Annotated in this window: 33 protein-coding genes; 19 read left to right on the forward strand and 14 right to left on the reverse strand. The window is 41.6% G+C overall.

The window, feature by feature from the left end:
• The first annotated feature begins 2 nt into the window (after window positions 1–2).
• From BHR79_RS07565 to ftsY, 7 genes are all read left to right on the forward strand, one after another.
• A complete protein-coding gene (locus BHR79_RS07565) occupies window positions 3–614 on the forward strand; it encodes a DUF7411 family protein (protein WP_072561764.1) in 612 nt (203 codons plus the stop codon).
• Between the two features lie 64 nt (window positions 615–678).
• Entirely contained in the window at window positions 679–834 is a 156-nt protein-coding gene (locus BHR79_RS07570; RefSeq protein WP_048902271.1) for a 50S ribosomal protein L39e, read from the forward strand.
• 10 nt (window positions 835–844) lie between these two features.
• Window positions 845–1,111, forward strand: coding sequence for a 50S ribosomal protein L31e (locus BHR79_RS07575; protein ID WP_072561765.1), 267 nt, complete (start codon window positions 845–847; stop codon window positions 1,109–1,111).
• A 37-nt stretch (window positions 1,112–1,148) separates the two neighbouring features.
• On the forward strand, window positions 1,149–1,799 hold the full coding sequence (locus BHR79_RS07580; RefSeq protein WP_072561766.1) for a translation initiation factor IF-6: 651 nt from the start codon (window positions 1,149–1,151) through the stop codon (window positions 1,797–1,799).
• A 25-nt stretch (window positions 1,800–1,824) separates the two neighbouring features.
• Window positions 1,825–2,001 carry a 50S ribosomal protein L18Ae gene (rpl18a, locus tag BHR79_RS07585; RefSeq protein ID WP_013037654.1) on the forward strand — a complete coding sequence of 59 codons (177 nt, stop codon included), beginning with the start codon at window positions 1,825–1,827 and terminating at the stop codon, window positions 1,999–2,001.
• A gap of 4 nt (window positions 2,002–2,005) precedes the next feature.
• On the forward strand, window positions 2,006–2,425 hold the full coding sequence (pfdA, locus tag BHR79_RS07590) for a prefoldin subunit alpha (RefSeq protein WP_072561767.1): 420 nt from the start codon (window positions 2,006–2,008) through the stop codon (window positions 2,423–2,425).
• Between the two features lie 18 nt (window positions 2,426–2,443).
• The gene (gene ftsY, locus BHR79_RS07595; protein ID WP_072561768.1) at window positions 2,444–3,496 is read left to right on the forward strand and encodes a signal recognition particle-docking protein FtsY; all 1,053 of its coding nucleotides are present in this window, start codon (window positions 2,444–2,446) and stop codon (window positions 3,494–3,496) included.
• A gap of 4 nt (window positions 3,497–3,500) precedes the next feature.
• On the opposite strand, the gene trpA is transcribed toward ftsY, so the two are convergent.
• From trpA to BHR79_RS07620, 5 genes are all read right to left on the reverse strand, one after another.
• Entirely contained in the window at window positions 3,501–4,274 is a 774-nt protein-coding gene (gene trpA / locus BHR79_RS07600; RefSeq protein ID WP_072561769.1) for a tryptophan synthase subunit alpha, read from the reverse strand.
• Between the two features lie 2 nt (window positions 4,275–4,276).
• Window positions 4,277–5,449 carry a tryptophan synthase subunit beta gene (gene trpB, locus BHR79_RS07605; RefSeq protein WP_072561770.1) on the reverse strand — a complete coding sequence of 391 codons (1,173 nt, stop codon included), beginning with the start codon at window positions 5,447–5,449 and terminating at the stop codon, window positions 4,277–4,279.
• Complete coding sequence (locus BHR79_RS07610; protein WP_072561771.1) at window positions 5,446–6,246, reverse strand: indole-3-glycerol-phosphate synthase; 801 nt, start codon at window positions 6,244–6,246, stop codon at window positions 5,446–5,448. The genes trpB and BHR79_RS07610 overlap by 4 nt, the downstream gene beginning before the upstream one ends.
• Before the next feature lie 64 nt (window positions 6,247–6,310).
• On the reverse strand, window positions 6,311–6,673 hold the full coding sequence (locus tag BHR79_RS07615; protein WP_072561772.1) for a hypothetical protein: 363 nt from the start codon (window positions 6,671–6,673) through the stop codon (window positions 6,311–6,313).
• 13 nt (window positions 6,674–6,686) lie between these two features.
• Complete coding sequence (locus tag BHR79_RS07620) at window positions 6,687–7,406, reverse strand: hypothetical protein (protein WP_148039497.1); 720 nt, start codon at window positions 7,404–7,406, stop codon at window positions 6,687–6,689.
• Between the two features lie 306 nt (window positions 7,407–7,712).
• On the opposite strand from BHR79_RS07620, the gene BHR79_RS07625 reads away from it, so the two are divergent.
• The 6 genes from BHR79_RS07625 to BHR79_RS07650 all read left to right on the forward strand — a co-directional run bounded on the left by BHR79_RS07625 (window position 7,713) and on the right by BHR79_RS07650 (window position 13,062).
• Window positions 7,713–8,378 (forward strand): archaellin/type IV pilin N-terminal domain-containing protein, encoded by a 666-nt coding sequence (locus tag BHR79_RS07625; RefSeq protein ID WP_072561774.1) that lies wholly within the window; start codon window positions 7,713–7,715, stop codon window positions 8,376–8,378.
• Between the two features lie 120 nt (window positions 8,379–8,498).
• Window positions 8,499–8,741 carry a thioredoxin family protein gene (locus tag BHR79_RS07630; RefSeq protein WP_072561775.1) on the forward strand — a complete coding sequence of 81 codons (243 nt, stop codon included), beginning with the start codon at window positions 8,499–8,501 and terminating at the stop codon, window positions 8,739–8,741.
• Between the two features lie 21 nt (window positions 8,742–8,762).
• On the forward strand, window positions 8,763–9,665 hold the full coding sequence (gene trxB / locus BHR79_RS07635; protein WP_072561776.1) for a thioredoxin-disulfide reductase: 903 nt from the start codon (window positions 8,763–8,765) through the stop codon (window positions 9,663–9,665).
• Between the two features lie 69 nt (window positions 9,666–9,734).
• Window positions 9,735–10,127, forward strand: coding sequence for a DUF2111 domain-containing protein (locus tag BHR79_RS07640; protein WP_072561777.1), 393 nt, complete (start codon window positions 9,735–9,737; stop codon window positions 10,125–10,127).
• Window positions 10,128–10,153: 26 nt separating this feature from the next.
• Complete coding sequence (locus BHR79_RS07645; protein ID WP_072561778.1) at window positions 10,154–11,059, forward strand: serine/threonine-protein kinase RIO2; 906 nt, start codon at window positions 10,154–10,156, stop codon at window positions 11,057–11,059.
• A 20-nt stretch (window positions 11,060–11,079) separates the two neighbouring features.
• On the forward strand, window positions 11,080–13,062 hold the full coding sequence (locus tag BHR79_RS07650; protein ID WP_072561779.1) for a DUF460 domain-containing protein: 1,983 nt from the start codon (window positions 11,080–11,082) through the stop codon (window positions 13,060–13,062).
• A 3-nt stretch (window positions 13,063–13,065) separates the two neighbouring features.
• Here BHR79_RS07650 and BHR79_RS07655 read toward each other — a convergent pair whose 3' ends face one another.
• Entirely contained in the window at window positions 13,066–13,617 is a 552-nt protein-coding gene (locus tag BHR79_RS07655) for a ferredoxin domain-containing protein (protein WP_072561780.1), read from the reverse strand.
• A 42-nt stretch (window positions 13,618–13,659) separates the two neighbouring features.
• Between BHR79_RS07655 and mobA the strand changes: the two genes are divergently transcribed.
• Entirely contained in the window at window positions 13,660–14,319 is a 660-nt protein-coding gene (gene mobA / locus BHR79_RS07660) for a molybdenum cofactor guanylyltransferase (RefSeq protein ID WP_143743563.1), read from the forward strand.
• On the opposite strand, the gene BHR79_RS07665 is transcribed toward mobA, so the two are convergent.
• The 5 genes from BHR79_RS07665 to BHR79_RS07685 form a co-directional block, all read right to left on the reverse strand.
• Window positions 14,306–15,547 (reverse strand): MBL fold metallo-hydrolase, encoded by a 1,242-nt coding sequence (locus BHR79_RS07665; protein ID WP_072562346.1) that lies wholly within the window; start codon window positions 15,545–15,547, stop codon window positions 14,306–14,308. The genes mobA and BHR79_RS07665 overlap by 14 nt on opposite strands.
• 13 nt (window positions 15,548–15,560) lie before the next feature.
• Complete coding sequence (locus BHR79_RS07670; protein ID WP_072561781.1) at window positions 15,561–17,774, reverse strand: DNA topoisomerase I; 2,214 nt, start codon at window positions 17,772–17,774, stop codon at window positions 15,561–15,563.
• A gap of 80 nt (window positions 17,775–17,854) precedes the next feature.
• Complete coding sequence (locus tag BHR79_RS07675; protein WP_072561782.1) at window positions 17,855–18,331, reverse strand: TIGR00725 family protein; 477 nt, start codon at window positions 18,329–18,331, stop codon at window positions 17,855–17,857.
• 14 nt (window positions 18,332–18,345) lie between these two features.
• Window positions 18,346–18,852: a DUF367 family protein gene (locus tag BHR79_RS07680; protein WP_072561783.1), complete on the reverse strand. Its 507-nt coding sequence runs from the start codon at window positions 18,850–18,852 to the stop codon at window positions 18,346–18,348.
• Window positions 18,853–19,136: 284 nt separating this feature from the next.
• Window positions 19,137–19,949, reverse strand: coding sequence for a metallophosphoesterase (locus BHR79_RS07685; protein WP_072561784.1), 813 nt, complete (start codon window positions 19,947–19,949; stop codon window positions 19,137–19,139).
• An 82-nt stretch (window positions 19,950–20,031) separates the two neighbouring features.
• Here BHR79_RS07685 and BHR79_RS07690 point away from each other — a divergent pair, with 82 nt between their 5' ends.
• From BHR79_RS07690 to BHR79_RS07705, 4 genes are all read left to right on the forward strand, one after another.
• Entirely contained in the window at window positions 20,032–20,376 is a 345-nt protein-coding gene (locus tag BHR79_RS07690; RefSeq protein ID WP_072561785.1) for a DUF5518 domain-containing protein, read from the forward strand.
• 20 nt (window positions 20,377–20,396) lie between these two features.
• Window positions 20,397–21,125, forward strand: a complete 729-nt coding sequence (gene sfsA, locus BHR79_RS07695) for a DNA/RNA nuclease SfsA (protein ID WP_240632163.1) — start codon at window positions 20,397–20,399, stop codon at window positions 21,123–21,125.
• Between the two features lie 209 nt (window positions 21,126–21,334).
• A complete protein-coding gene (locus BHR79_RS07700) occupies window positions 21,335–21,967 on the forward strand; it encodes an ABC transporter ATP-binding protein (protein ID WP_072562348.1) in 633 nt (210 codons plus the stop codon).
• Between the two features lie 9 nt (window positions 21,968–21,976).
• The gene (locus BHR79_RS07705; RefSeq protein WP_072561786.1) at window positions 21,977–22,777 is read left to right on the forward strand and encodes an ABC transporter permease; all 801 of its coding nucleotides are present in this window, start codon (window positions 21,977–21,979) and stop codon (window positions 22,775–22,777) included.
• A 220-nt stretch (window positions 22,778–22,997) separates the two neighbouring features.
• Here the strand turns inward: BHR79_RS07705 and BHR79_RS10660 are convergent, their stop codons facing one another.
• Window positions 22,998–23,135, reverse strand: a complete 138-nt coding sequence (locus tag BHR79_RS10660; protein ID WP_164909054.1) for a hypothetical protein — start codon at window positions 23,133–23,135, stop codon at window positions 22,998–23,000.
• Window positions 23,136–23,451: 316 nt separating this feature from the next.
• Between BHR79_RS10660 and BHR79_RS07710 the strand changes: the two genes are divergently transcribed.
• The gene (locus tag BHR79_RS07710; protein ID WP_072561787.1) at window positions 23,452–24,312 is read left to right on the forward strand and encodes a PHP domain-containing protein; all 861 of its coding nucleotides are present in this window, start codon (window positions 23,452–23,454) and stop codon (window positions 24,310–24,312) included.
• 3 nt (window positions 24,313–24,315) lie between these two features.
• On the opposite strand, the gene BHR79_RS07715 is transcribed toward BHR79_RS07710, so the two are convergent.
• A complete protein-coding gene (locus BHR79_RS07715; RefSeq protein WP_072561788.1) occupies window positions 24,316–24,828 on the reverse strand; it encodes a TIGR00295 family protein in 513 nt (170 codons plus the stop codon).
• Between the two features lie 3 nt (window positions 24,829–24,831).
• Window positions 24,832–25,326, reverse strand: coding sequence for a transcription factor (locus BHR79_RS07720; RefSeq protein WP_072561789.1), 495 nt, complete (start codon window positions 25,324–25,326; stop codon window positions 24,832–24,834).
• Window positions 25,327–25,347: the final 21 nt, after the last annotated feature.

Consider the following 25,347-nt stretch of genomic DNA (forward strand, 5'->3'; position numbering starts at 1 on the left):
ATATGAAAGCAAGGGTGATGTTTAGTGGCGGGAAGGATAGTGCCCTATCTGCCATTTTACTGGATCCATATTTTGACGTTGAACTTGTAACGTGCACTTTTTCCCTCATTGATGTGGGAAATATTGCACGTAAAGTGGCTGATGAATTGGGTTTTGATCATTCGGTTGTAGAACTTGAGCGTTCAGTTTTGGATGAAGCCCTTGAAATGGCAGTTGAAGACAATTTCCCAAAAAATGCGATTAATCACATTCATTCACATGCTCTTGAAAAAATAGCAGCATGTGGTGGTGTAGATATGATCGTTGATGGGATAAGACGTGATGACCGGGTGCCCAGGATGGATCTATCCAGACTACGCAGTATTGAGGATCGGTATGGGGTGCATTGTGCGTCCCCTCTGCAAGGGTTTGGCCGTGCTGCGGTTGATTTAATGGTTTGTGAGCATCTTGAAGTTGAAGAAGGATTGAGTGACAGAATTTCCAAGGCGGATTATGAAACTGAATTAAGGTATCTGATTCGACAGAAATACGATGATGAAAAGATCCTTTCCATATTTCCCAAACACGTTCAATCGAGAGTGTTGAGGAAAATTAAGGAAAAGACTACCAATTAAAATTTTATATCATTAATTGATTTATGAATGTAAATTTGAGAGCAACGTGGATCAGGTGAGACAAGTGAGCCATAACACGAAAGGACAGAAAATGAGATTGGCAAAAGCCCACGTCCAGAACCAGAGGGTTCCTACATGGGCAATTATCAAGTCAAACAGAAAGGTTGTCAGTCATCCCAAGAGAAGGCACTGGAGAAGGAACAGCCTTAAAGTGAAATGAGGTGATGGCAATGGCAGATGATATAGTAAAAGAACAGGTTTATACCATCCCGCTCAGGGATGCAAAACTGGCTCCAAAATGGAAACGCACAACTCGTGCGATGACCCTGGTAAAGAAATATCTGGTCAGGCACATGAGGGCGTCTCCTAACCAGGTCAAAATTGATAGCAGTATCAATGAATTGGTCTGGAATCGTGGAGCTGAGAAGCCACCTTCCTCAATACGGGTACGGGCAGCAATGTTCGAAGACGGTGAGGTTCAGGCAGAATTGGCATAATTTGAATGCCGATACAATTCCAAGTTCGAAATAATTTATGATCCGAACCCTAAACATATATGAAAATCCCGTAATAGGGGTATTTGCAACCTGTACAGAGGATTTCGCCCTTGTGCCTCCGGGTACGAACGATAAGACATCTGGTATGCTGGAAGATATACTTGATGTGGAAGTAGTTTCCACTCTTGTAAATGGTAGTGTAGTCGTGGGTTCCCTTTCAAAAGGGAATTCCTCAGGATTCCTTATACCCAAAGGCTCAAGCCCCCTTCCTAAAAAAATAGACCTTCCAGTAGCAGAGGTTCCAGATAATCTATCGGCAATAGGAAACATAGTGCTTGCCAATGATTCAGCAGCTCTTGTCCATCCGGATATCTCTGACAAAGCGATTGAAATAATCGAAAAGACTCTTTCAGTTGATGTCAGACGGGGCACGATTGCCGGTATCAAAACTGTGGGGATGGCGGGTGTGGTTACCAATCACGGATTGCTTGCCCATCCCATGATAAAACAGGAAGAAGTTTCCATTCTTGAGGACCTTTTTGGACTTAATGTGGAAATAGGTACTGTTAATTACGGATCCCAGGTAGTAGGTTCCGGTGTAATTGCCAACTCTTCTGGATATGTTGCAGGTTCGGAAACCACAGGTCATGAACTTGGAAGAATTGAAGATGCATTGATGTTTGATTGATTTAACATATTATGCGGGTGATTTTATGAGCGACTTTGTTGTAAAAGGCACATTCAAAGCGGGTCATATCTGGGAAAAGTTCACAAAAAATGTGGAAAGCCAGAATGAAAAGAACGCAGTTGAGAAAGTTTATTCCCTTTTTGGAAGCAAGAACGGTATCAAGCGCTACTTGATTAAGATAGACAGTGTCGAAGAGGCATGATTATATGGCAGAAGAAGGTCAGCAGAATATCCAGAACCTGGCCCTTCAGCACAGGGACCTCCAGAAACGTGCCCAGACCATACAGCAGCAGACAAACATGTTGCAGATGTCGATTGATGACTGTGGGCGGGCAATAACGACCCTTGAGGATCTCCAATCATTTTCCAAAAATCCCGATACTCTTGTTCCTATAGGTGCAGGTTCTTTTGTAAATGCAAATATAGCCAATGACAACAAAGTTGTTGTTGAGGTCGGTGCTGGGATTAGTGTAGAAAAGGATGTTGATGGAGCCATAATCACTCTTAATAAGCGCAAAGACGATTTGCAGAAGGTACTGGAACAGATGAACCAGAACCTTTCACAGGTCAATCAGCGCATCCAGTCCATTGAGTCTATGGCAAAACAACAGCAGCCACAGCAATAATTTTTATGGGGCATAACCTTGTTTAATAAGCTTAAGAACAAACTTTCGGGGTTTAAGCAAAATTTCAGTTCCAAAATTGAAGATAAAGCCACTCCTGTGGAAGAATCATCCGCTACTGAGCCTGAAGCTGCAGAAGGTATTGGTTTTCAGGAAAAAGAGGCGGTTGGAACTAAGGATGAAAATAAAACAGGGTTTGCACATAAAGCCAAAGCTTTGGTCCTTGAACGGGAGTTTATCCTTGATGAAGCGGACGTCGAAGATATCCTCTGGGAATTGGAGATGTCTCTTCTGGAAAGTGATATTGCAATTTCGGTTTCTGAAAAGATTGTTACCGATGTAAAACAAGAACTTGTAGGCAGCCGTAAGAAGATAGGTGGCAACACCAGCAAGATCGTAGAAGATGCATTGAAAAAGTCGATTAATGATGTCATGTCTGCTAATGTATTCGATTTTGATGAATTCATTGATAGTCATGAGAAACCTGTAAATATTGTTTTTGTTGGTATTAACGGAACAGGTAAGACGACTTCGATTGCCAAGATTGCTCATCGTCTTAAAAGTATGAATAAATCTGTTGTAATTGCAGCAGGGGATACATTCCGTGCAGGGGCGATTGACCAGATTGCGGTACATGCTGAGCGCATCGGCGTAAAACTGATTAAACATCAGGAAGGGGGCGACCCTGCAGCTGTTGTTTATGATGCCGTACAGTATGCAAAAGCCCATGATAGTGATGTGGTTTTGTCTGATACTGCCGGCAGGATGCATACCAATGTAAATCTGATGGCACAGCTCCAGAAGATATGCCGTGTAAGTGCTCCGGATCTCGTGCTTTTTGTAGACGAGGCGGTTGCAGGCAATGATGCTGTCGAAAGGGCTGAACAGTTCAATGAAGCAGTGCCAGTTGATGGTTCCATTCTTACTAAAACAGATGCCGATTCAAAAGGCGGGGCTGCAATTTCCATTGCATACATAACAGGTAAACCCATTGTTTTCCTCGGACTGGGCCAGGAATATGAGGACCTGAAAAAATTCGATCCTCACTGGTTTGTTGACCAGATTTTCAGTTAAAATCTTATCTGCACCCTTCTTTCAAATCCTTTGTTATTTCTTTTAAGCGGGGAATTATATTGTCTCCGCTGGCTATTATATTTACAAGGGCAGAACCCACGATCACAGCATCAGCTCCTGCAGCGACCATTTCTTCTACATGTTTTCTGTTTGATATTCCAAAACCTACGGCTTTTGGGAGGTTTGAATTGATTTTATCCAGAAGGCCTGCTACATTGGAAGAGATGTTTTCTCCTTCTCCGGTAACTCCGAGTTTGGATACAACATAAATAAAACCCGAACTTTTGCTGCCAATTGCATCCAGTCTTTGATCGCTGGTATTTGGTGCGACAAGGAATATATTATCAATTCCCTTCTCTTTGCAGATTTCTATCAGTTCATCTGCTTCATGCAATGGCAGATCGGGTATTATCAATCCCGAAATTCCCGCGTCAACACACTTCTTTACGAAATTTTCGCTACCCTGGCGATATATGAGGTTGTAATAGGTCATACAGATGAGGGGAACATTTACCTCCAGGCCTTTTATCAACTCAAAATAGCGCTCTGTGTTCATGCCGGCCTCAATGGCACGACAGGTTGCGGCCTGTATGGTTGGCCCGTCTGCTACAGGATCGGAGAAAGGCAGACCCAGTTCTATTATATCCGCGCCGGCTTCAACAAGCGCATTTACAATAGAAGGTGTGGTGTCCGGATCGGGGTCCCCTGCACAGACATAGGCTATCAGTGCTTTTTCATTTTTGTCCTTAAGTTCTTCAAATTTTTGACTGATGCGCATATTCAATCCTCCATATCCATAATAGTCTGGAGATCCTTATCGCCCCTTCCGGAGAGATTGATGACGACTGTATCACCCAGTATGCCACTATCTGCCATTTTCATTACATATGCAATGGCATGTGAAGATTCCAGTGCAGGGATTATTCCTTCTAACCTGCTAAGTTCATGGAATGCCTCAAGGGCTTCCATATCAGTTATGTAACAGGGTTTCACCCTCCCTGTTTCTGAGAGTCGGGCAAGTTCGGGTCCCACACCTGCATAATCCAGGCCGGCTGCTACTGATGTGGATTCCAGTATCTGTCCGTCCCTGTTTTGCAGGACCTTTGTTCTTGCACCATGCAGGATACCTTCCTCACCTGTTGCCAGGGATGCAGAATGATAGGCGATTTTATCGTCTTCCCTGAGCTTTTCGCCCCCTGCTTCTACTGCAAAGAGATTCACTTCATCATCCAGGAAGGGATAAAAAATACCCATTGCATTACTTCCGCCGCCTGCACAGGCCACGATAGAATCCGGATATCTTCCTTCCACTTTCATGACCTGCTCCTTTACTTCCCTGCCGATAACGCTCTGGAAATCCCTCACAATCTTCGGGAACGGGTATGGTCCGACTACCGATCCAATGAGGTAGTGTGTATCCCCGACATTTGTTACCCAGTCCCTCAATGCTTCATTTATTGCATCTTTCATTGTCTTTGAACCGGTGTCAACTGATACTACCTCGGTACCCATCAGTTTCATACGGTAGACATTTGGGAGCTGTCTCTTTACATCTTTTGATCCCATGTATACCATGGTTTCAAAACCCAGTTTTGCTCCTACCATGGCAGTTGCGGTGCCGTGCTGACCGGCTCCGGTCTCTGCAATTAACCTTTTTTTGCCCATAAATTTTGCAAGAAGGGCCTGTCCCAGGGTATTGTTGAGTTTGTGTGCTCCTCCATGTACCAGGTCTTCCCTTTTGAGGTAGATTTTTAGACCATATTTCCTACTCATGTTCTTTGCATAATATAGGGGTGTACTTCTTCCGGCATAATTTTCAAGGTAGTCATTAAGCTGGGAGGTAAACTCTGGGTCTGCCTTGTATTGTTCATACGCTTCTTCAAGCTCTTGAAGTGGCGGCATCAATATTTCCGGTACGTATTGTCCACCGTAGTCTCCGTAATAATGGTTCATACTATCTCCTGATTCTTATTCGCTTCAATGAGTTGTTTCATTTTTTCTTCAAGGTTGCCTTCCATCAGGTAGGTTCCAACAAGCAACGCATCAGCACCTGCATTGATCATCCTTATCGCATCATCGGTACCCTTGACTCCGCTTTCACCTATTATCAGGTGTTTCTGGTTGTATTTGCGGTCATGTTCTTTCACAATGGGAATGAGTTTTTCAGCTGTTTCCAGATTGATTTCAAGTGTTTCAAAACTGCGGTTATTTATCCCTATAAGGTTTGTGTCACATTCAAGTACATATTCAATCTCTTTTTCATTGTGCACTTCTACAAGAGGCTCAATGTTCCTTCTTCGAGCGATTTCTATGAATTCCGGTAGCCTTTTACCCAGTACCCCTGCAATCAACAATATGACATCACTGTTGGCTTCATACATTTGATTTTTGTCCACAATAAAATCTTTGCGCAAAACTGGTATGGAAGTATGTTTCCTTGCATTTTCAAGGTTTTCTATACTTCCCTCAAAGTAACAGGGTTCCGTAAGAACAGATAAGGCTACAGCTCCCGCATTTTCCATGTCACGAGCAATTTGTGAGGCCATTTCCGGGTTTACATCAGCAAATTTTCCTGTTGGTGAAGCAGGTTTTACTTCGGCAATTATGGGTATATATCCTCTTTTACAGGCAAGCCCGATAGATTCGAAAATATCCCTTCTATCATTACATCTGGTGTGTGTGTTACTTTCAGAAAGTGCGTCTGCCCTTTCTTTTGATTTTTGGATTATTTGTTCGATCTTCGGATGCATCTGAACACCTATGTACTTCAATGTATTTGTATGTACATTGATGTTATAGGATTTAAATTTATTGTCAGGGCATACGATCTATCATTGCCAGTGTCTTCTTTGCTTTGAAATAGAATTCCGTGCTATTATGGAGATAATCAGCTGCTATCATCCCTTTTTCAGTGATTGTGTATCCGCCACGTTTAACCTTATTTGCAAGTCCTGAAAGCAGGATTACCGTTTTCATCTTGCTGCCTATACTTCCCCTGTCTGCAATAAGGTCTGTGTATTTCCTGATATCCGAGAATTCGACAACTTCCCCTTCATTCATTTCCAGTACTTTGATAATGATTCTGTATTGTATGTCTCCCGGTCCATTGATTATCCCGAGTGACTGGTAAAATTCGGCCACAGCTTTTTCTGTTTTTATATCTATTCTTCCAGACATTCAAATCCTCTCTTTAAATGTCCAGTTTGCTGGTGGGGCTTTCTTCTATTTCAATTTCGTTTATTCCCAGCCTGTCCTTTACAGCCAGAGGTGGGAAATATGCCAGATAACAGAGTACGATTCCGGTGAGTATAAAGATACGTAGCCCTGCATGCATGCTGATACTGGTGGTAAACATATCCACAAGGATACAATCAATTACAAACGAGGTCGCAAGTAAAGAGGTTGTGATGTTGTACTTGCGTCGTTTCGGTAATTTTCTGATCAAAAGCAAAAACATCACTCCAAGGATCATTGCAGTGGGTATTACAAAAATACCGAAGATGTATACATAAGGTGCTATTCCTCCTTCCTGAATGAAAATACTTGCCCATTCGGTATGGGCCGGTATATTTGTCACATTATTGTTGAATATGTTGAGATAGAACCCGCCTACCAGGAAGAATATTGCGGAAAACGATCCACTTGCAAGTTTGTTACCTATCATAATATATATAACAAAAAAGACGACAGGCACTGTGAGGAATGCAAAGGGGACCAGTGACACTTTGTATAGTAGAAGGTCCATTGAATGCCAATTAGTGTAATTTGCAATCATGTGCAGGGAGGTTGTCAGGTAGATCAGACCTACTTGTAACCAGAATATGATGAAAGCAACAAGTGCAGGATTGCTGTTTTTTGATTGATCCATTCTTCTGGTATATAGCTCCCAGCTAAATCCGATAACTGCCATTGTTATGCACAGGCATATTATTATGTTAAAGAAGGTTAAAGAAAATATTTTCATTCCTCCGGATGGTATGTAATCTGGTTGTAATTACTTAATATATCCTATGCCTGAATTAATGTAGTTATATATTTTTATACAAATATTATATATATGTTGGGTTCATATACTGTTTGAAGTTTGGTGTTTGATATTTCCAACCGAATAATATTTATAGGTTTGAATGATACTCATTATTATGAGTATAAGCCGTGTCCCCCAATATCTGAATAATCTGAAGTTCACGGCATATTTCCAAATAGGAGGCATTACATGAAAGCAAACAGAACAAGCATGCTCAAAAGAGATACCAGTGCTCAGGTGGGTATAGGTACACTCATTATATTCATTGCAATGGTACTTGTCGCTGCAATCGCAGCAGCAGTTCTTATCCAGACCTCGGGTGTCCTGCAACAGAAAGCACAGGCTACAGGAGAAGAAGCAACCTCTGAAGTATCTTCCAACATGAAGGTTCTTGCAGCTGAAGGTATAAGGGACGATACTACTGATCTTTCAGATAATATTGATCTTCTTGAAGTTCAGGTGTCTGTTAGCGCAGGTGGCTCGGCAATGGATCTTGAACAAATGGTAATATCCATAAGTGATGGTGATACTACAAACACTCTGACTTATAATGATAGTGCCAATTTGTCGGATAGTTCTTTCAGGGCAGAGGAAATAAGAGATGAAGATGATTCATTTGATAATTCAACCAATCCTGTTATGAACAAAGGGGATCTAATCAGGCTCTATATATCAACTACCAATGAGGGGGATAAAATTATTGATTCTCAAAATGTTAGCACTTCTAATCTTGTACTTGACCCAAGGACAGATGTACAACTAACATTTACCCCTGAATCCGGTACACCACAGCAGATGTCGTTTGTAACACCAAGTTCCTACGGTGTCGATAAAAGATTGTCCCTTTATCCCTAATAAGGGTTAATTGACCAATCTTTCTTTTTCTCTTTTTTCTCTCCTGTACTACCCAACCCTCAATTAAATTGATATATTCTGAAATCAACCTTAATTAGTGAATAAATTAAGGGGGATTATATGTCAAAAGTGATTCTTTTATATGCAAGCTGGTGCCACAATTGTCCTAAGGCTGAAAAGATCTGGAGAGACCTCAAAGAGGAACATGATTTTGAATATGAAGAGGTCGATGTAGAATCTGAAGAGGGGCAAAAAACAGCTCAGGAATATTCTGTGATGGCTGTGCCAACTACTGTGATCGATGGAGAGGTAGCTTTTATAGGTATTCCTTCCAAAGATGAAGCTCTTGAAAGCATCAAGTAATCTTTAAACGTCGGGATACTGATGTATGACTTAATAATTTTGGGTGCAGGACCCGCAGGAGTTACTGCTGCAATATATGCAGTCAGATACGGACTGGATACTCTGCTTGTTGATAAGGACAGCATGAGTGGCCTGATAAGTAATGCAAAAACGGTCGAGAACTATACAGGTTTTCCCTCGATCGGTGGAATGGAACTGATGGAAAAATTCCTTGACCATGCAGAACAAGCCGGGGTCAAATTTAAAGAAATGGAACTCAACTCCGTGACTGAAGAAGGTGATCACTTTATTGTTTCTTCCAGTGAGGAAGAACTACAAAGTAAATCACTCATTGTTGCAACAGGTTCTTCTCCGGGGGAACTGGATGTACCGGGTGAAAAGGATTTCCTGGGCAGAGGTGTTTCTTACTGTGCTACCTGTGACGGTCCCTTTTTCTCCGGCAAAGAAGTAGCAGTGATTGGTGGCGGGGAATCGGCTGTTACAGATGCTATATTCCTTTCCGATATTGCTTCAAAGGTGTACGTCGTTCATCGCCGCGATAAATTGAGAGCATCCCAGATCCTTCAGGACAGGGCATTTGACCGTCCAAATATTGAATTTGTATGGGATAGTGTTGTGGATGCAATAGAAGGCAAAGATGTTGTTGAATCCCTGCAAATACATGATGTAATTACTGAAGAGACAAAAAAACTTCCTGTAAAAGGTGTTTTTATCTATATAGGCTTTAATCCCAACACCGATTTTGTTAATGTGAAAAAGAACGATAAAGATTTCATAATCACTGATGAATCGATGGCAACATCTGTCAGAGGCATATTTGCCGCCGGTGATTGCAGACAATCTCCCCTTTACCAGGTAATCACCGCAACCTCGGACGGCGCCATTGCGGCTTATTCTGCTTTTAAGTACATCGAAGGCATCTAAGGAGGTTTTTTCTTTGCTTTTCGATAAGTATTATATTTTTTGAAATCTATTAGTATGTAAGGTGGAATTATGATATGCTTGAAAATATGTAAAGACTCTACTGCAGAGGACCTGGAGCCAATTGCATCTGCGGTTCATTCTCTTCTGGGTATTCCGACTACCATTCGCAGTGTAAATGGTAAGGGTATCCGAATGGAAAGAGGGGAAGTTGTAGATTGGGATTATACAGGGCCTATACTTGAAAAAGTCCTGGAGGACAAGATTACCATCCGTACAGTCCCCAAAGAAGGTGTATATAAAGGAAAGGCGGTTGCAGTGACACCCATAAAGACCCCGGACGGAGAAATCGTCGGTGCAATAGGGGTTGTGGATCTTGTAGCAGCTCTGGATATACTTTCTGTTTTCCGGGAATACCCCGATATAATAGATGAAGTGGAAGAAGCCAAAAAAAGGCACACTTAATTATTCTTTTTTTATTTTGTGATACAATGATTGCCGATGTACTCAAGCTATTTCCTGATATAACCTCCAGGGACTTTCGTATTCTTACAGGTATTGAAGTAGGCATGCAGGACCATGAATGGGTGCCTTTTGATGAACTTGTGAAATATACACGTATCGACCACCAGAATCTGGCCTATCTGTTAGGTGAATTGATTGAAAAAGAGCTTGTCTTGGCAACAACAAGACCCTATGAAGGCTACAGGCTGTATTTCAATGGTTATGATGCTCTGGCTATCAATGCACTGGTAAAACGGGGTAGTATCTGTGCACTTGGCGATGAAATCGGTGTGGGTAAGGAATCGGTCGTTCATGAGGGTATGAAAGAACCTGAATTGCCCATAGGTGATCCTGAAACAGTGATCGTCAAATTCCACAGGGAAGGGCGCACCAGTTTCAAGGATGTTAAAAGGTTGCGTGGGCACCTGGTTAATAGAGAACACTTTTCCTGGATATATGCCGCCCGTCTTGCAGCCGGACGTGAGTACGAAATAATTTCCCGTCTGTATCCTGATATTAGCATTCCCAAACCTATTGACGGTAACAGGCATGCTATCGTAATGGAACCTGCCAAAGGAGAACTTTTGTTCAAGGTCCGCCTGGAAGATCCCGATATATTTTTTGACATGATAATGGAGCAGGTCAAAAAAATCTATTGCAATAATGTAATTCATGCCGACCTGAGTGAGTACAATGTTTTTGTCAATCCCGAAGGTGTGCAGATTATCGATTGGCCGCAGTATGTAACTCCTTCTCATCCTCATGCAGAGGAGCTCCTAAGGCGTGATATTTCGAACATAGCTGCTCATTTCAAGAAAAAATATAACCTAAAAAAGGATGTCGACGCATTATACGGGCATATAGTATCCTGTACCGATAATATTAAAGATTAATACAAACAAAAATACAGGTAATGACATCAAATGCCATTTATGGTATAGACGTTGCCAGGGGGTCGCCACGTTCCGGTCAGGTTCCACGTTATGCAGTTGCTATCCTGAAAGATGGTTCAGTTTACAGGCATTCGATGCTGAAAATGCATCGTATTTTCAGGATGATAAAAGATGATCGTCCAATGATAATAGCTGTAGACAATATCTATGAACTGGCAAAAGATAAGAAGGAACTGATTCATTTCCTGGAAAAACTCCCTTCGGGTGTAAAACTCGTACAGGTCACAGGTGGCTTGAAGCAGGTTTCCCTGCCCTTTCTTGCCCATAAGTATGATATTTCAATAAATCCCCGTGATCCCGGCGATGAAGCAGAAGCATGTGCAAGACTGGCTGAAATGGGTGTAGGAGTGGAAGTATCCCTTTTTGAGGATAAAACAAAGATAAAGGTTAGCAGGGCACGCTCTCTTGGCAGGGGAGGGTGGAGCCAGAATCGTTACCGACGTAAGGTTCACGGAGCTGTGAAAGTAAAAAGCCGTGAGATCGAGTCGATACTTAAAGGGGCGGCAAAGGAGCGCAACTTCAATTTTACAAGCAAAGCCGTCAAGGGTTTTGGAGGTTATGTTAGGTGTGAATTTACCGTTAATGCACGCAAGTGCGATGTACCCATCCATTCCTCATCCGGTTCGGATGTGCAGGTAAATGTCCGGAGCCTTGTGAGGGATAAGATACAGTACATACCTTTGAAAAGCAAGGAACGTAAGGCTACTATTGTGGGTGTTGACCCGGGCACGACTGTTGGCCTCTCCATACTTTCCCTTGAAGGTGATGTTCTGCATTGCGTCAGTTATCGGGGTATTTCCCATGATGAAGTGGTGAAACTTATTTCTGAATACGGCAAACCAGCAATAGTTGCAACCGATGTATACCCGATGCCTGCAGCAGTGGAAAAAATCAGACGCAGTTTCAGTGCTGTCAGTTATTCCCCCGGTGGCCCCATCCCATCGGAAGAGAAGATTGAACTGGCAAAACCTCATGGTTACTCCAATGACCATGAAAGGGATTCTCTTTCCGCTGCCATATCAGCTTACAAAAAATACAGGCAGCTTTTCCTGAAGATTGAAAGCAAGGCTCCTCCTTACATGGATATCGATAAGATAAAAGTCGAAGTCATCAAAGGTTCATCCATAGAAGAGGCTATTAATTCTTTGAAAGAACAGAATCAAGCAACTAAGGCCCAAAAAAGTGTAGCAGAAAGTTCTGGCTCTTTTTCTGAAGGTATTGATGATGAAACCTATCGAAAAATGACAGAGAAACTCAAACGCAGGGATTTGGAGATTGCTGAATTACAGGAATATGTGAAAGAGCTCATTGATCAACGCAGGTCAAGGGATAGTACAATATCCAATCTTGAATCAAAAATTCGGCAAATGCGTGAAACTGAACACCTTAAGTTACAGAAGGAAAAAGAGATTTCAATTCGTAATAAGAAAATTGATAATCTTAAAAAGGATATCAAACGTCTGAATAAGAGGCTACATGATTCTAAGGCTCAGGTAAAACGTCTTAAAAGTATAAAAAAGATGGAAATCAGGGGAGAAGGCATTCCTGTAAAGGTCATTTCCTCCTTTAGTCGTGAAGCCATTTTGAATGTAGCAGATGTATATGGCCTAAAAAAAGGTGATGTCGTTTATTTCCAGGATCCCAGTGGGGGCAGTGCTTCAACTGCTTCTTTGCTTGCAGATTATTCACCAAAAGCGCTGATCGTGCCTGCAGGAATATCTTATGCGGCAAAAGAGGTATTTTTTGAAAAAAGTATTCCTGTACTTGAAAATCTGGATATACAAAAAGAGGGTGATTTTGCGGTTGTGTCTCCTGATGTTTTGAAAATTGCAATTGAAAACTGGTTTGGCAAAGCTGATCACTGGAAAAAGGAAAAAGAGGAAGAGAAATTAAAATCCCTTGTGGACGAGTATCGCAGTGAGCGTCGTCGCGGTATAACCTGATATTCAGGGCCATTTCCTGTCAAAGAAAGGGTTCTTACCTGAAACGCTTAATGGAATGCCCAGAACGACATCTGCTTCAATCAAGCCCAGAGAACGTGCAGCGCTTCCTGCCGAGTACATTATGCGGTTATCTATACACAGGTCCTTAGCTTTGGCCACAGCAGATCCAATAGCAATACCCAGGTCTATGTTCTTGAAAGCACAGTTAGGACCCGCGTAATCTCCTTCTATCCTTTTTTGCTCTTTCATATCTGCACATGTTGCAAAACCGCAGGCAGCACAGTTCAATTTAAGAGGCTCGGCATGTTTGATTCCTATAGCTATAAAGGCATCTGCCTGTCTGACATTTGCTGCATCCCTTTTCAGGAACTGGAATCCATCACCCTTTTCATCAGCGATCTTTTCCATTTCGGTTGCGATATCTTCCATGTCTTTTCTATCGGCCAGGGCAGTTACTATATCATCAATTCCCTTGCCCTTAGGGGCAGTTCTGGCTGCTGCTAATACGATCCTCGCCATTTCTGCTACTACTTTTTTTTCCGGATTTTGTTCCATGTATAACGGATTGATAATACTGGTCTTTAATTGTTTCGGATATTGCGCGAAAGTGTAATATTCAATGCCGGGATTGTTGGCACTATGTCACGTGCGGCCCTGATACTTGCAGGAGGAAAAGGAAAGCGTTTTGGTTATAAAGAAAAGGCCCTGATAGAGATTGAAGGGACGCCTGTAATCTGCCGGATAATCAATACACTCGAGCCGCTTGTAGATGAAGTAATAATATCCCTGCGGGATAAGCACCAATATAATTTGCTTGCTCCACTTACTGGGGAATTGCCGACGACTTTTGACAAATATGAAGATGTCGGCCCCCTTTCAGGCATGCTGGCAGGATTGAAAGCTGCCTCCCATGAATATATTTTTGTCACAGCCTGTGATATGCCCTTTCCTGAACCGAAAATAGTTGAGTTGCTCTTCTCAAAGTCCAAAGGCCACGATTGTGCTCTCATAAAAAGAAAAAACGGAAGTTACGAGCCCCTTTGTGCAGTTTTCCGGGCTTGCCTGCTGATTCCCCTTATTGAAAAATCGATACGGGATAACAGGTATTTCATTCTGTCACCAGTATTTGAAATGAATGATATGGTTGAAGTGGATATAGCGGAAATAGAAAAAATAGATCCATCCCTTGCCTGCCTCCAAAATATTAATACTCTGGATGACCTCAGGGCAGTCAGGAATGGTTTCAACGGGTCATAAGGGTTTCACCGGTTGCAGGGGCATAAGCCTCAACACCGATTTCATCCATTATCCATTGTGCGAACCCTTCCGCATCATCTCCATGCATTGTGTACACAGTTTCAGTTCCCCTGTCACAAAAGTCCCTTACAAGTCCTTTTAACTCTTTATCCCCGCAATGGGCCGAAAAATCGTATTGCTCCAGTTTGCACCTGAGATGTTGTATTCGGTCATTAATTTCAAGGAAACCACTGTCAAGAGCAAGTCTGCCATTTGTTCCTTCGACCTGGTATCCTGTAAGCATTACTTTTGTTTTCGGGTCGTCAGCTTTCTTATCAAGATAATAGAGTACAGGACCGCCATTAAGCATTCCCGCAGTTGTTACTATGACCGAACCTTCCAGAGGAATTTTATTTCTCTTATTTCCTTTTACAATAGTAGCAAAACCAAATGCCTGTTCCAGTTTTTTTGGATCTTTTAGATATTCTGGATGATTCAGCATCTCATCTGTCATTGCCACTCCCATGCCATCCACAAAACAGGGAATCTTTTCCGAATGGAGTAACATCATAATCTCCTGTGTCCGCCCAATGGCAAAAGCAGGGATAATGACCGTGCCGCCGATATCAATTGTATCGATAATAGAATCAATAAATGCTTTCTCGGTTTCCTGGCGGGGTGGGTGGTCTTCTCCGAAGTATGTGCTCTCTGTAATCAATATATCCGCATCAGGCATTGTGTCAGCTTTTGATACAAGTCTCGAATCACTGGTACTTATATCACCGGTATAAAGCAGACTTTCCCCTTTTTTATCCTCGAGGTATATCGATGATGCACCCGGTATGTGCCCAGCACTGTAAATCCTGGCAAGATAGTCGTTTGTCCTGACTTCTTCTCCAAAATGTTTTCGTCTTGTAATCTGGGAAAGTTTCTGCAAATCTCCTTCATCATAAGGTTCGGGTAATCCCCTTCTTTCTGATATTTTGAGGGTGTCTTTGCCCAGGACTTCAGTAAATCTGGAGGTCATATGTGTCATGTACACCTCAGGGCTCAGGTCCATGAGGTTGGGAACCGCTCCACAATGATCAAGATGGCCGTGGGAGACAAAAATGCTTTTCGGGAAAATGCCATCTACAGGATAGTCCGGTAGGTCTCCCGGCTTGATGCCGTAATCTATCAGGATCTCTTCATTCACCAGAATTGCAGATCGTCCTACCTCCCTGCAACCCCCTTTAAAATCAATACGCATAGTTTTCTCCCCCTTAATATGCAACTGCTTCCTGCCATCGGATAATTTTACCCAGAGGTATGTTTGTAGTTTTTGAAATTTCATTTGCATCTGAATTTTCAAGTTCATCGACAGTTGAAATACCTGCAGAATTTAGCTTTTCCTGGGTAACTTTCCCGATACCCGGAATATCACTGATCTTTTCCGGTCGCGGAGTAGCAGCCTTTTCTTTTTTTTGTTCTTCTTTCCATTCAAGGTAGTTACAATAGGGACACCCCAGATCCCATGCTCTTTTCTTCTGCCCCTTTACTTTTATGTGGTACAGGCTGTGTTTATCACAGGTTTTATCGGTAACAAGGATATGTCCGCTTTTTGGGAGGGGCAGGGAGAATGTGCAGTCAGGGTATCCCTCGCATCCAATAAATCTTGAACCCCGGCGTGAGCGACGTACGATCAGGTCACAACCACAATCCGGGCATTTGCCGATGATCTTGTCTTTTCTCAACCCTTCCCTGAGGGATTCGGATATTTTTTCACGGTTATCTTCCAGTTCCTTAAAGACATCTGTCAGCATGTCCCTGGATTGCTGCAGTACATTTTCTTCAGGTGTATTACCCTCTGCAATACGGTCCATATCCTCTTCGAGAGTACTGGTCATGTCTGGTCTGGTAATCGTGGGGGCATAATTTTCCAGACCTTCCACCACTGCATACGCTGTCTGGGTCGGCTGGAGGGGATTGCCATGCACGTATGCTCTTGAGTAAAGTTTGCTTATAATCTCATGACGTGTGGCTTTTGTTCCCAACGCCATGTCTTCCATCATTTTTATTAGCCTTCCCTGGCCATATCTGCCCGGTGGATTCGTTTCCTTGTCAAGCATTTCTTTATCATTAACAGGAAGTATCTCCCCTTCTTCCAAAGCAGGGAATAATCGATCTTCAGGAGCATTGTAGGGGTAATACCATCTCCATCCTGGCTTTACAAGCCGGGAGCCATTTGCCCTGAATTCCTCTTCATTGATATCAAAACTGACCTTCATGGTCTCCCATTCTGCATTTTCGGCAAAAGTGGCAAAGAAACGCCTGACTACCAGTTCATACAGCTTCCATTCATCTTCCTTAAGCTGGGATTTCTTCGCAACAGATGCAGGAAAGATTGGTGGATGGTCTGTGGTTTCCTTCTTTCCCTTTGTGGGTTTGAGCTCTTTTTTTGCCAACAGTTTTTTTGCATATTCACTGAAATGGCCTTTAGAGAACATTTCTATCTGTTCCCTCAGGTCAATTGTTGAAGGATAAACAGTATTGTCAGTCCTGGGGTATGAAATATAACCGTTGGTATAGAGGGATTCTGCTATTCTCATGGCATTGGCAGGGGTAAACCCTATCGAGTTAGCAGCCCTTATGAATTCGGTTGTATTGAATGGCGTGGGTGGCTTGTCTTCTTTAGTGGAAGTTTCCAGGGAGGAGACCAGTGCTTCATTGTTAATAACTCCAAATACCCTGTCTGCTTCTTCCTTTTCCCAGAAGCGGGTTTTCTTATGCCTGATCTTGAAATTTTCTCCGTTTTTAGCCAGGTCCACATATATTTCCCAGTAAGGGGTAGGTACAAAAGCCTCTCTCTCTTTTTCTCTGTCCACAATGAGGGCAAGGGTTGGTGACTGTACACGTCCAACTGATAGGAATTGCTTTCCAAGTCTTCTGGATGCCAGGGAAATAAAACGTGTGAGGCTGGCTCCCCATACCAGATCAATCACCTGTCTTGAATGTCCTGCATCTGCGAGATTGAAATCTATTTTTGTAGTGTTTTCGAATGCTTCCTTAATAGATACAGGTGTAATTGCACTGTATACTGCCCTTTCATATTCGATGTTTTCGTTCACTCCTTTTACGATATTGAGAGCTTCAACACCAATAAGTTCACCTTCCCTGTCGTAGTCAGTGGCAATCGTAACCTTTGTTGCTTTTTTACCGAGTTTTTTCAGGGCGCTCACAATTTTTGCGTGGGTAGGTGTAACAATAAGTTCTGCGTCTACGAGTTCTTTTGCTTCAACCTTCTGCCAATTATTGTATGCGGGAGGGAAATCGAGCTGGACGATATGTCCGCTAAGTCCGATAGCTATGGTTTTTTCATCGTTCCCAAACTCATAGGAGTCAATACCGCTAATCCTTTTTTTCTGCGGCTTTTTTGGACTGAGAATAGATGCAATTCGTCTTGCTGCAATTTGTTTTTCGGCTATTATCAGGTGCATTGAGAATCAGGTTATAAGTTGTTTTTTCTATTATCTATAAATATTTCTGTCAAAAGAGTCATTGCATATAAATGTATCTTTCAACAAATATCAATAATGTAGTCTGAATTTATCTGTTTAAATGCTATATCTACTGCTTCTTTTGCCGAATGGGCAGGGATTGTTCCTTCAATATCCCACTTTGAACAAAGTCTGATGACTGGCTTGCCGTTTTTAATAGACAAAGCAATCTCTGATAATGTACCATATTCCCCACCAACTGCTATAGCCGCATCGCATGAAGCCGCAATGATTGCATTTCTTGCGTGTCCCATGTCCGTTACTATGGCGATGTCAACATAAGGGTTTGCTTCATTTGCAGAAGGCCCGGGAAGTATTCCAATAGTTTTGCCCCCTTCTTTCTTACATCCCCTGCAGGCAGCTTCCATAACACCTTCCATGCCACCACAAAGAAGGTATGCTCCCCTTTTTGCAATCTCCCTGCCCACATCTTCTGCAAGGCTGTCGATTTCACTGTCGCAGGATCCGGCCCCGATAACTCCAATCTGTATCTCCATATTTTGCCTCCGTCTCAGATGTATTCATTCTGGATTTGTATAATATCTTCACTATTGTTTGCTTTACTATAATCTTCCAGAGGTTCTCTGTTAAGTTCCAGAAAAGTATGTCCCCATCGGAATTTTGACAGAATATTTTCCGCTTGATCTTTGTTTCCCAGAATATACAAAGCCGCTGCAAAAGCTTCGACCGAATTTAATTTAAAGGGTTTGCCAAAATTCACCGGATTTGAAGCTAGTAGATAGGGCAACGCACGATGCTGTAACTTGCGACGCAACAGTTTAGGAAAAATTTCTTCCACAGTATTCCATGAACAGTCAAGGACAATAATGTCTGAAATCTCACAGTCTGCAGGTGAAAGAGCTTTTTCTGCCATTGGGTCAAGTAAGATGGATCCCTTTGGGAGTGAATGTATTTTTTCATGCAGTCGGACCAGATCAAATTTTTTGAGTCTTTTACCTGTGCATTTTTTAGGATCACATTGACGGGCGTGATAAATATGGAGTCTGAATTCTTTCATTCAGGCTATATTATTCATTAATGATACATATTGTTTGTTCAAAAAAGCTTGTGATCCGGCCGGTTTCCTGCCGGCCAGAATCAACAAAGGTGGTTGTATGATATTTGCTCCCGCAGTTTACGGGGCCGGGCAGACTTGCTAATCTGTCCCTCTATAAAATGAGGGTTGTTCTATTATTTAAATGTTAACGGCGAATACTTTGTATAATTCCATTTCTCTTTTTGCATATTTGGGATGTCTGTTTAGTATAATTAGGCTTTTTCGGAAGCCGGAGTATTTTACAATCAAAGATAATACCTGGTTTTGTCAATAATCCTTGTACCATCTTCCGTTTTTCCATATGTGTATATTTCAAGTTGATCCGTTTTGATAAGGCATACAGCACCCTTTGCAGGAGTGCCATGGTTATTCAGCGTTGAATGTATTGAAAGTAATCTATTCCCAAACCACCATTTATATCCTGTATCCAGTGAACTATGGGCACGAATAATCATTTGCAGGTCATTAAGGTGGAGGAATCCTTCCACAATATCGGGGCCAAAGGTCCGTATGTCTCTTCCTCTTATGGAGAAGTTCAGGCCAGGTATCTCAGACGGGTCATTCCAGAGATAATTAAATGAATTTTGTTTTGTGATAGCTGTTGTTTTCCTTATATCTTCGATACCGCCGTGGACACAGAATATTTTTTTGTTTATTAAAGCTGCCACAGGCATTTCTTCAAACACGATATTAGCAAAATTGAACAGGTCACTATCTTCCAGCTCATCAAAGAATTCCCTTTTCTCGTTCATCTGCTTTGTTTCATGATTCCCTCTCAGGAGGAAGACATTTTTCGGTGAGGCAATCTTTAATTCCAATAATCTTGAAAGGACTTCTGCAGAATTTCTTCCACGATCCACATAATCTCCCAGGAATATTATATTTGCAGGTTCTAGCTCTTCTTTGAGTGAAATAATCGTGTTCAGGGCCTCAAGGTCTCCATGCAAATCTCCGATTATCATTGTGGGAAGTTCTTTTATTCTTATTACTGCATTTTCTTCCCTGAACAAGTTTCTCGCATGTGTTAGGTTGGCCTGAAATTGTTTGTTCTGGTTCATATCCATTCTCTTCGAGATTTCTGTAGAGGAATATTTAAATTAATTCTGGTTGATATAGGCTAATATTGATGTGAGGCAAAAAATGGGTTTGATCAAAGGTGCCGTCATAGGCTTGATAGTTACATTTGTACTTTATTTAGTTCCGTTTGTAAACATGCTTTCTCCATTTATAGGAGGTTTTGCAGGAGCTTATTCCGAGGTGCGTTCTGCATGGGATGGCTTTTTAGTAGGCATATTAATGTTCATATTGATGGTAATTCCCGGTTTCATTCTTGCAGGGTTTGTGGGCTCACTTTTTCAAAATATCCCGGGTTTGATGGCAATTGTTACAGGGCTTGGTGCAGGTATGTTCGTCCTGATTATGTTGCATACCGGTATAATTGGTATTATTGGGGCAGTTCTTGGTGGACTGCTGGCTCATGATTAAAGAGATGTCCGATTATTGGTATGTATATGGTTGAATCAGAAAAACAGGTAATGTATGTTGGTTGGGATGTCGAAGCCGTCTTCATCAGCCGTCCCAATCGATTTGTTGCGATTGTAGATATTCTGTTACCTGATGTGCAAAATGTGGCGGTTCATGTACATGACCCTGGACGACTGGTAGATTTGCTTTACAGGGGAAACCGCTTATTACTGAAAAAGGCTACAAATCCCGGTCGCAAAACAGAGTGGGATCTCATTGCTGCAAAAAAGGGTAATGAATGGATACTTGTCAACTCTGCATATCACCGCAAGATTGCCGAATGGGTATTATCAGATCCTGATATTAGTCCCCTGGGGCAGGTGGATTCAATTTTTCCTGAGCAAAAAATTGGTGATAGCAGACTGGATTTTCTTGTTTTAAAAAGAGACAAACGTATTTGGGTGGAAGTTAAAGGTTGCACCTTTGTTAGGGATGAAATAGCCCTTTTTCCAGATGCTCCTACAACAAGGGGTAAACGCCACCTTGATGAACTTACACTGGCAAAGAAGAATGGGGATAATGCAGCGGTTCTATTTCTGGTTTTCAGGGCCGATGCAAAATATTTTTCTCCTAATCGGCTAATGGATCCGGGATTCTACGGGTCATATCAAAAGGCCAAAAATGCAGGAGTAGATTTTTATCCACTTCTGTTTAACTACCGGGAAGGGAATATTTATTTTAATAAAACACTTCTTTCACATGAAATCTGAAGCGTCTACATATCATACTGGATATAATTGGTAATGTGTAAGTTGTATGTTCTTTTCAACACGCTCAGGAATAAGTATATACAAGAATAATTACTTATTTGAGAATAATTATGTATATGCCAATCATGAGTATATATTTTATGTGTAACAAACCATAAATACGGTGTTTGCTCATCTACTTTCTACTATATGGGAATATGCTGATGTATATGGATAAAAATATTATTGAATACAGGGACCTTAGCATTATTCATTCGCATCAGAAGGTTCTGGAGAATTTCAATCTTACAATAAAAAAAGGTGAAAAACTTCTAATCAGGGGGAAATCCGGGACCGGTAAATCCACCCTTTTTTTGTGTCTTCTGGGATTGATACGTCCTTCAAAAGGGGATGTTTATTTTGATAATTTGCCGGTAAATGGTAATTCTGTTTCTTTTGTGCGTACAAAAGTAGCCTATGTTCCCCAGGATGTTGATGTTGGAAGGGATAGTGTAAACGAGTTCTTTGACACTATTTTCTCCTATAATGCCGTTGGTTTTTCTCCGTCTTTTGAAAAAATTCATAGATTGTTTGAATGGTTTGAACTTGATGTTTCCATTCTCAAAAAAGAATTCAAATCTCTCTCAGGAGGGGAAAAACAGCGTATTGTACTTATTTTGTCTCTACTTCTGGAAAGAAATGTGTTTTTGCTTGATGAACCCACTTCTTCCCTCGATTCTTCATTAAAGTCAAAGGTAGTTGACTATTTTGTCAATGACCCTTCATTAACGGTAATTGTCATTTCACACGATCCTCAGTGGGAAAGAGAAGGTTTGCGTGTTGTGGATATTCCAAACATATGAGGTGCGTAGATGGCAGAAATTAATTTAATTCAAAATATCGGTGTTTCCGGATTCATATTCTGTGCCTTGTTGCTTATTCTTCCCTTTATGGTAAGTTATTATTTCAAATTGGGTATCATAAAGAAAAGTGTCATTATCGTATCCAGGATGTCTTTCCAGTTATTCCTGATAGGTCTTCTGCTTACCGTAGTTTTTGATATAAATAATCCGCTTATTAACGTTTTATGGATATTTGTAATGCTGTTCTTTGCCACATATACCATACTTGAAGGAACGGATTTCAAGACAGGACCTTTTCTTCCCACAATGCTAATCCTTTTTTCAATTGCAAACATACTGGTTCTGTTTTATTTTACCGGTTTTATCATAAAACTTGATGATATCTTTGAGGCTCGCTACCTCATACCCATTGCAGGTATGCTTATGGGTAACTCCTTGCGTGCAAATATTGTTGCATTGAACGATTTTTATCATGATGTAAAGAACAATGAGCAACGTTACCTGTACAGGCTTTGTGTTGGTGCCTCCAGGAAAGAAGCCTTATTTCCCTATATGCAAAGGAGCATGCTATCTTCTCTCAAACCAACTCTTGCCAACATGGCAACTATGGGTATAGTATTCCTGCCGGGCATGATGACCGGTCAGATATTGGGGGGAGTGAATCCCATACTAGCTATCAAGTACCAGATAACCATAATGGTAGCTATTTTTGTAACTACTGTATTGGGTGTCCTGGTTTGTGTGATTGTAGTTGTGGAGAAAGGCTTTGATGATTATGACCTGATGGTCGAGGACATAAAAAAAGTATAATTAACAGGCGCTGTGGAAATCCCCATTTGAATAATTACTGAAACAGTGATAGTCTGTCTATCTTATGAATTAATAATTTGAACTTGACCACTTTCACTGATTTCTGTATTTTTAACCTTCAGTTCTTCCCCATATCTCCTTTTTTAAATACAGAAGGTCATTTTACAATTTTTGTAATTATGGGTATTTTCATCAAATTCATCCTTCAAGTGAAAGGAATTTATTTTCCTTTCCTTTTTTCCTTGGCAAGTTTTTTTTTGGCATCTTTGTTGCCGCTGGCTGCTAATTCTTCCAGTTTTGCCAGTTTTTCTCTCTTTGCACCTTTTTTTCTGTCTATATCTTTTTTCGACATTGCCATAATCAAATACCTTCGTTGCATTTTCCTTATGCAGCAGTATTATTCGGTTTAAACACTATTTATGAGTTTCTATGACATTGGCTTTGCAGAAAATTTATACTTCACGTATAAACCACAGAGAACACAGAGAAAGCAAAGATTTTCTTTGAACACTGTGTTCTATGTGATTATATTTGTATTCTCATGAGGTTTTCTACAAAGCCAATTAATATTAAATATATATTAAACATCTTATATATACAATTCTGGCACTAATTATATATGATTATAACTTTATCTGAGGTCCGGGCACATTTGATTCTATAAGGGGTAAAATATGATTATTGACATGCATACACATTCTTTCTATTCCGATGGTACACTTTCACCTGAAGAGCTGGTTAAGGAAGCTTCTGAAGTGGGACTGAAGTCTATATGTCTTACGGATCATGATACACTGGATGGTGTTCTTTCTGTTGATGACACTACGTCAAGATATGGTATTGAATTAATTCCGGGAGTGGAATTGACAACCAGATATGCGGGAATGGAGTTTCATATACTGGGTATGGGCATTGATGTTGGGAATACCAAATTAAAAACTGTGCTTGCAAAGATGGCTGGTGAAAGATTTGAGAGGGCAAAAGAGATATCCTCTCTTCTGGGAGAGCATGGTTGGGAAGTCGATGTATCTTCCCTTTCCTATTCAAAAGGTACGGTTACCACACATGATATTGCAAAAGCGGTCACAAACAGGGAGATTTCAGCGTTTGATTTTCATAATGAATGGCTAAGTTCGGATTCCCCATGTGTTGTGGGTACTTCTTCGATGCCTGTTAAAGATGCTATTTCTATGATACAAAAGGCAGGTGGCAAAGCAGTCTGTGCTCATCTTCTGAGAACACTTGGAGAACACGGTCAGGTTGATAATCTTTTGAAAATCGCTTCAGATATGGTCGATATGGGTATTGATGGATTTGAAACATTCTACGGGCAAAGCCGCATGTTGAATGTATCTGTAATGAATTCAATAGCTGATCGCTATGGTCTTTTAAAAACAGGTGGTTCGGATTATCATGGACCAGGTCATAAAGGCAGATGCCCTCTTGGTCAGTATTACTCTTATGGGTTTGGTTATGATCAGGAGAAAGTGTTGCAGAGTGTCCGGGTAAGACCACTGCTTTCCTGTATCCCATAAAAATTAAAGTTGCCTTATTCCAAGTTCTTCGGCAAGGGCATGGACTCTTTCTATGGCCTCTTTGCCGACACCTTTTTTCTTCATTCGGTTGATGCGTTCCTCTGTGGATATGCGTTTTGTTCCCTTCACAAGATTATCCGCATGAGCAACTACTTTTTCTTCCATGGAGAGGGGTATATAATCCTGTGGCGGAAGTCCCATTTCTTTTGCTTCATCCTCAGGGATACCTGCACCAATATGGTTCTTTATAATATCTATTAGTTTTTCATCAAGGCCCAGTTCAGTAGCACGCCGGCTACCGGCATCTGCATGCATGATGCCGTGTGTGGTACCTCTTCCGATATCATGTAAAAGCCCGCCGATTCTGACGAGTTCGATATCGACATCATAGCCCCTTTTTTGAAGCCTTACTGCAATCTCTTCGGATGCCCTTGATACTTCAATGCAGTGCTGGATTACTTTTTCGGAGCACCCTTCGTTTTTGAGTAACAGTATTGCATCCCTGTAAGAGATCATTGCTCAACTTTCCTGCAAGGCAGTAAGTCTTTCTTTGAGTGTATCAACCATTTCCGTATTTTCCTGGAAGGTCAGGTCTTCCCCACATACCGGACAAAGAAAATGGCAGTCAGCTGCATTGTTGAACAGGATCCTTATGCATCCTTCCGGGCAGACGTAAAAGACGTTATCCTCTTCAAAATCCAGGCGGGCCTGAAGGTTCTTAACGAGTTTTTTCTTCTCTTTTGTCAGCTGGGTGTCAATGTCATCCAGGTCAAGTTGCCACAGGTATGTCAGCCAGCCGCTGCTAGAATCCCTTTCACGGCGACATATAGCGAGTTTATTCTCGTTCATTATGAATAGGTTTCTTCGAACAATATTCAATAACACGCCCGTAGCTTCTGCTATTTCCTCGTCGGTGACTTCACCTTCGGGCATGTTCTCAATCATTGTGATTCCTTCTTCTCCAAGCAGCTGTATCAGGTATCCTCGTACTACAGGGTCATTTAAATCTATCAATTGATCGCCTCATGGAAAGGA

This window comes from Methanohalophilus halophilus (assembly GCF_001889405.1).
Taxonomy (GTDB): Archaea; Halobacteriota; Methanosarcinia; order Methanosarcinales; family Methanosarcinaceae; genus Methanohalophilus; species Methanohalophilus halophilus.

Coding starts and splice junctions, on each gene's coding strand:
- BHR79_RS07565 (WP_072561764.1), top strand. CDS start 3: ATGAAAGCAAGGGTGATGTTTAGTGGCGGGAAGGATAGTGCCCTATCT.
- BHR79_RS07575 (WP_072561765.1), top strand. CDS start 845: ATGGCAGATGATATAGTAAAAGAACAGGTTTATACCATCCCGCTCAGG.
- BHR79_RS07580 (WP_072561766.1), top strand. CDS start 1,149: ATGATCCGAACCCTAAACATATATGAAAATCCCGTAATAGGGGTATTT.
- rpl18a (WP_013037654.1), top strand. CDS start 1,825: ATGAGCGACTTTGTTGTAAAAGGCACATTCAAAGCGGGTCATATCTGG.
- pfdA (WP_072561767.1), top strand. CDS start 2,006: ATGGCAGAAGAAGGTCAGCAGAATATCCAGAACCTGGCCCTTCAGCAC.
- trpA (WP_072561769.1), bottom strand. CDS start 4,274: ATGCGCATCAGTCAAAAATTTGAAGAACTTAAGGACAAAAATGAAAAA.
- trpB (WP_072561770.1), bottom strand. CDS start 5,449: ATGAACCATTATTACGGAGACTACGGTGGACAATACGTACCGGAAATA.
- BHR79_RS07610 (WP_072561771.1), bottom strand. CDS start 6,246: ATGCATCCGAAGATCGAACAAATAATCCAAAAATCAAAAGAAAGGGCA.
- BHR79_RS07615 (WP_072561772.1), bottom strand. CDS start 6,673: ATGTCTGGAAGAATAGATATAAAAACAGAAAAAGCTGTGGCCGAATTT.
- BHR79_RS07620 (WP_148039497.1), bottom strand. CDS start 7,406: ATGGCAGTTATCGGATTTAGCTGGGAGCTATATACCAGAAGAATGGAT.
- BHR79_RS07625 (WP_072561774.1), top strand. CDS start 7,713: ATGAAAGCAAACAGAACAAGCATGCTCAAAAGAGATACCAGTGCTCAG.
- BHR79_RS07630 (WP_072561775.1), top strand. CDS start 8,499: ATGTCAAAAGTGATTCTTTTATATGCAAGCTGGTGCCACAATTGTCCT.
- trxB (WP_072561776.1), top strand. CDS start 8,763: ATGTATGACTTAATAATTTTGGGTGCAGGACCCGCAGGAGTTACTGCT.
- BHR79_RS07640 (WP_072561777.1), top strand. CDS start 9,735: ATGATATGCTTGAAAATATGTAAAGACTCTACTGCAGAGGACCTGGAG.
- BHR79_RS07645 (WP_072561778.1), top strand. CDS start 10,154: ATGATTGCCGATGTACTCAAGCTATTTCCTGATATAACCTCCAGGGAC.
- BHR79_RS07650 (WP_072561779.1), top strand. CDS start 11,080: ATGACATCAAATGCCATTTATGGTATAGACGTTGCCAGGGGGTCGCCA.
- BHR79_RS07655 (WP_072561780.1), bottom strand. CDS start 13,617: ATGGAACAAAATCCGGAAAAAAAAGTAGTAGCAGAAATGGCGAGGATC.
- BHR79_RS07665 (WP_072562346.1), bottom strand. CDS start 15,547: ATGCGTATTGATTTTAAAGGGGGTTGCAGGGAGGTAGGACGATCTGCA.
- BHR79_RS07670 (WP_072561781.1), bottom strand. CDS start 17,774: ATGCACCTGATAATAGCCGAAAAACAAATTGCAGCAAGACGAATTGCA.
- BHR79_RS07675 (WP_072561782.1), bottom strand. CDS start 18,331: ATGGAGATACAGATTGGAGTTATCGGGGCCGGATCCTGCGACAGTGAA.
- BHR79_RS07680 (WP_072561783.1), bottom strand. CDS start 18,852: ATGAAAGAATTCAGACTCCATATTTATCACGCCCGTCAATGTGATCCT.
- BHR79_RS07685 (WP_072561784.1), bottom strand. CDS start 19,949: ATGAACCAGAACAAACAATTTCAGGCCAACCTAACACATGCGAGAAAC.
- BHR79_RS07690 (WP_072561785.1), top strand. CDS start 20,032: ATGGGTTTGATCAAAGGTGCCGTCATAGGCTTGATAGTTACATTTGTA.
- sfsA (WP_240632163.1), top strand. CDS start 20,397: ATGTATATGGTTGAATCAGAAAAACAGGTAATGTATGTTGGTTGGGAT.
- BHR79_RS07700 (WP_072562348.1), top strand. CDS start 21,335: ATGGATAAAAATATTATTGAATACAGGGACCTTAGCATTATTCATTCG.
- BHR79_RS07705 (WP_072561786.1), top strand. CDS start 21,977: ATGGCAGAAATTAATTTAATTCAAAATATCGGTGTTTCCGGATTCATA.
- BHR79_RS10660 (WP_164909054.1), bottom strand. CDS start 23,135: ATGGCAATGTCGAAAAAAGATATAGACAGAAAAAAAGGTGCAAAGAGA.
- BHR79_RS07710 (WP_072561787.1), top strand. CDS start 23,452: ATGATTATTGACATGCATACACATTCTTTCTATTCCGATGGTACACTT.
- BHR79_RS07715 (WP_072561788.1), bottom strand. CDS start 24,828: ATGATCTCTTACAGGGATGCAATACTGTTACTCAAAAACGAAGGGTGC.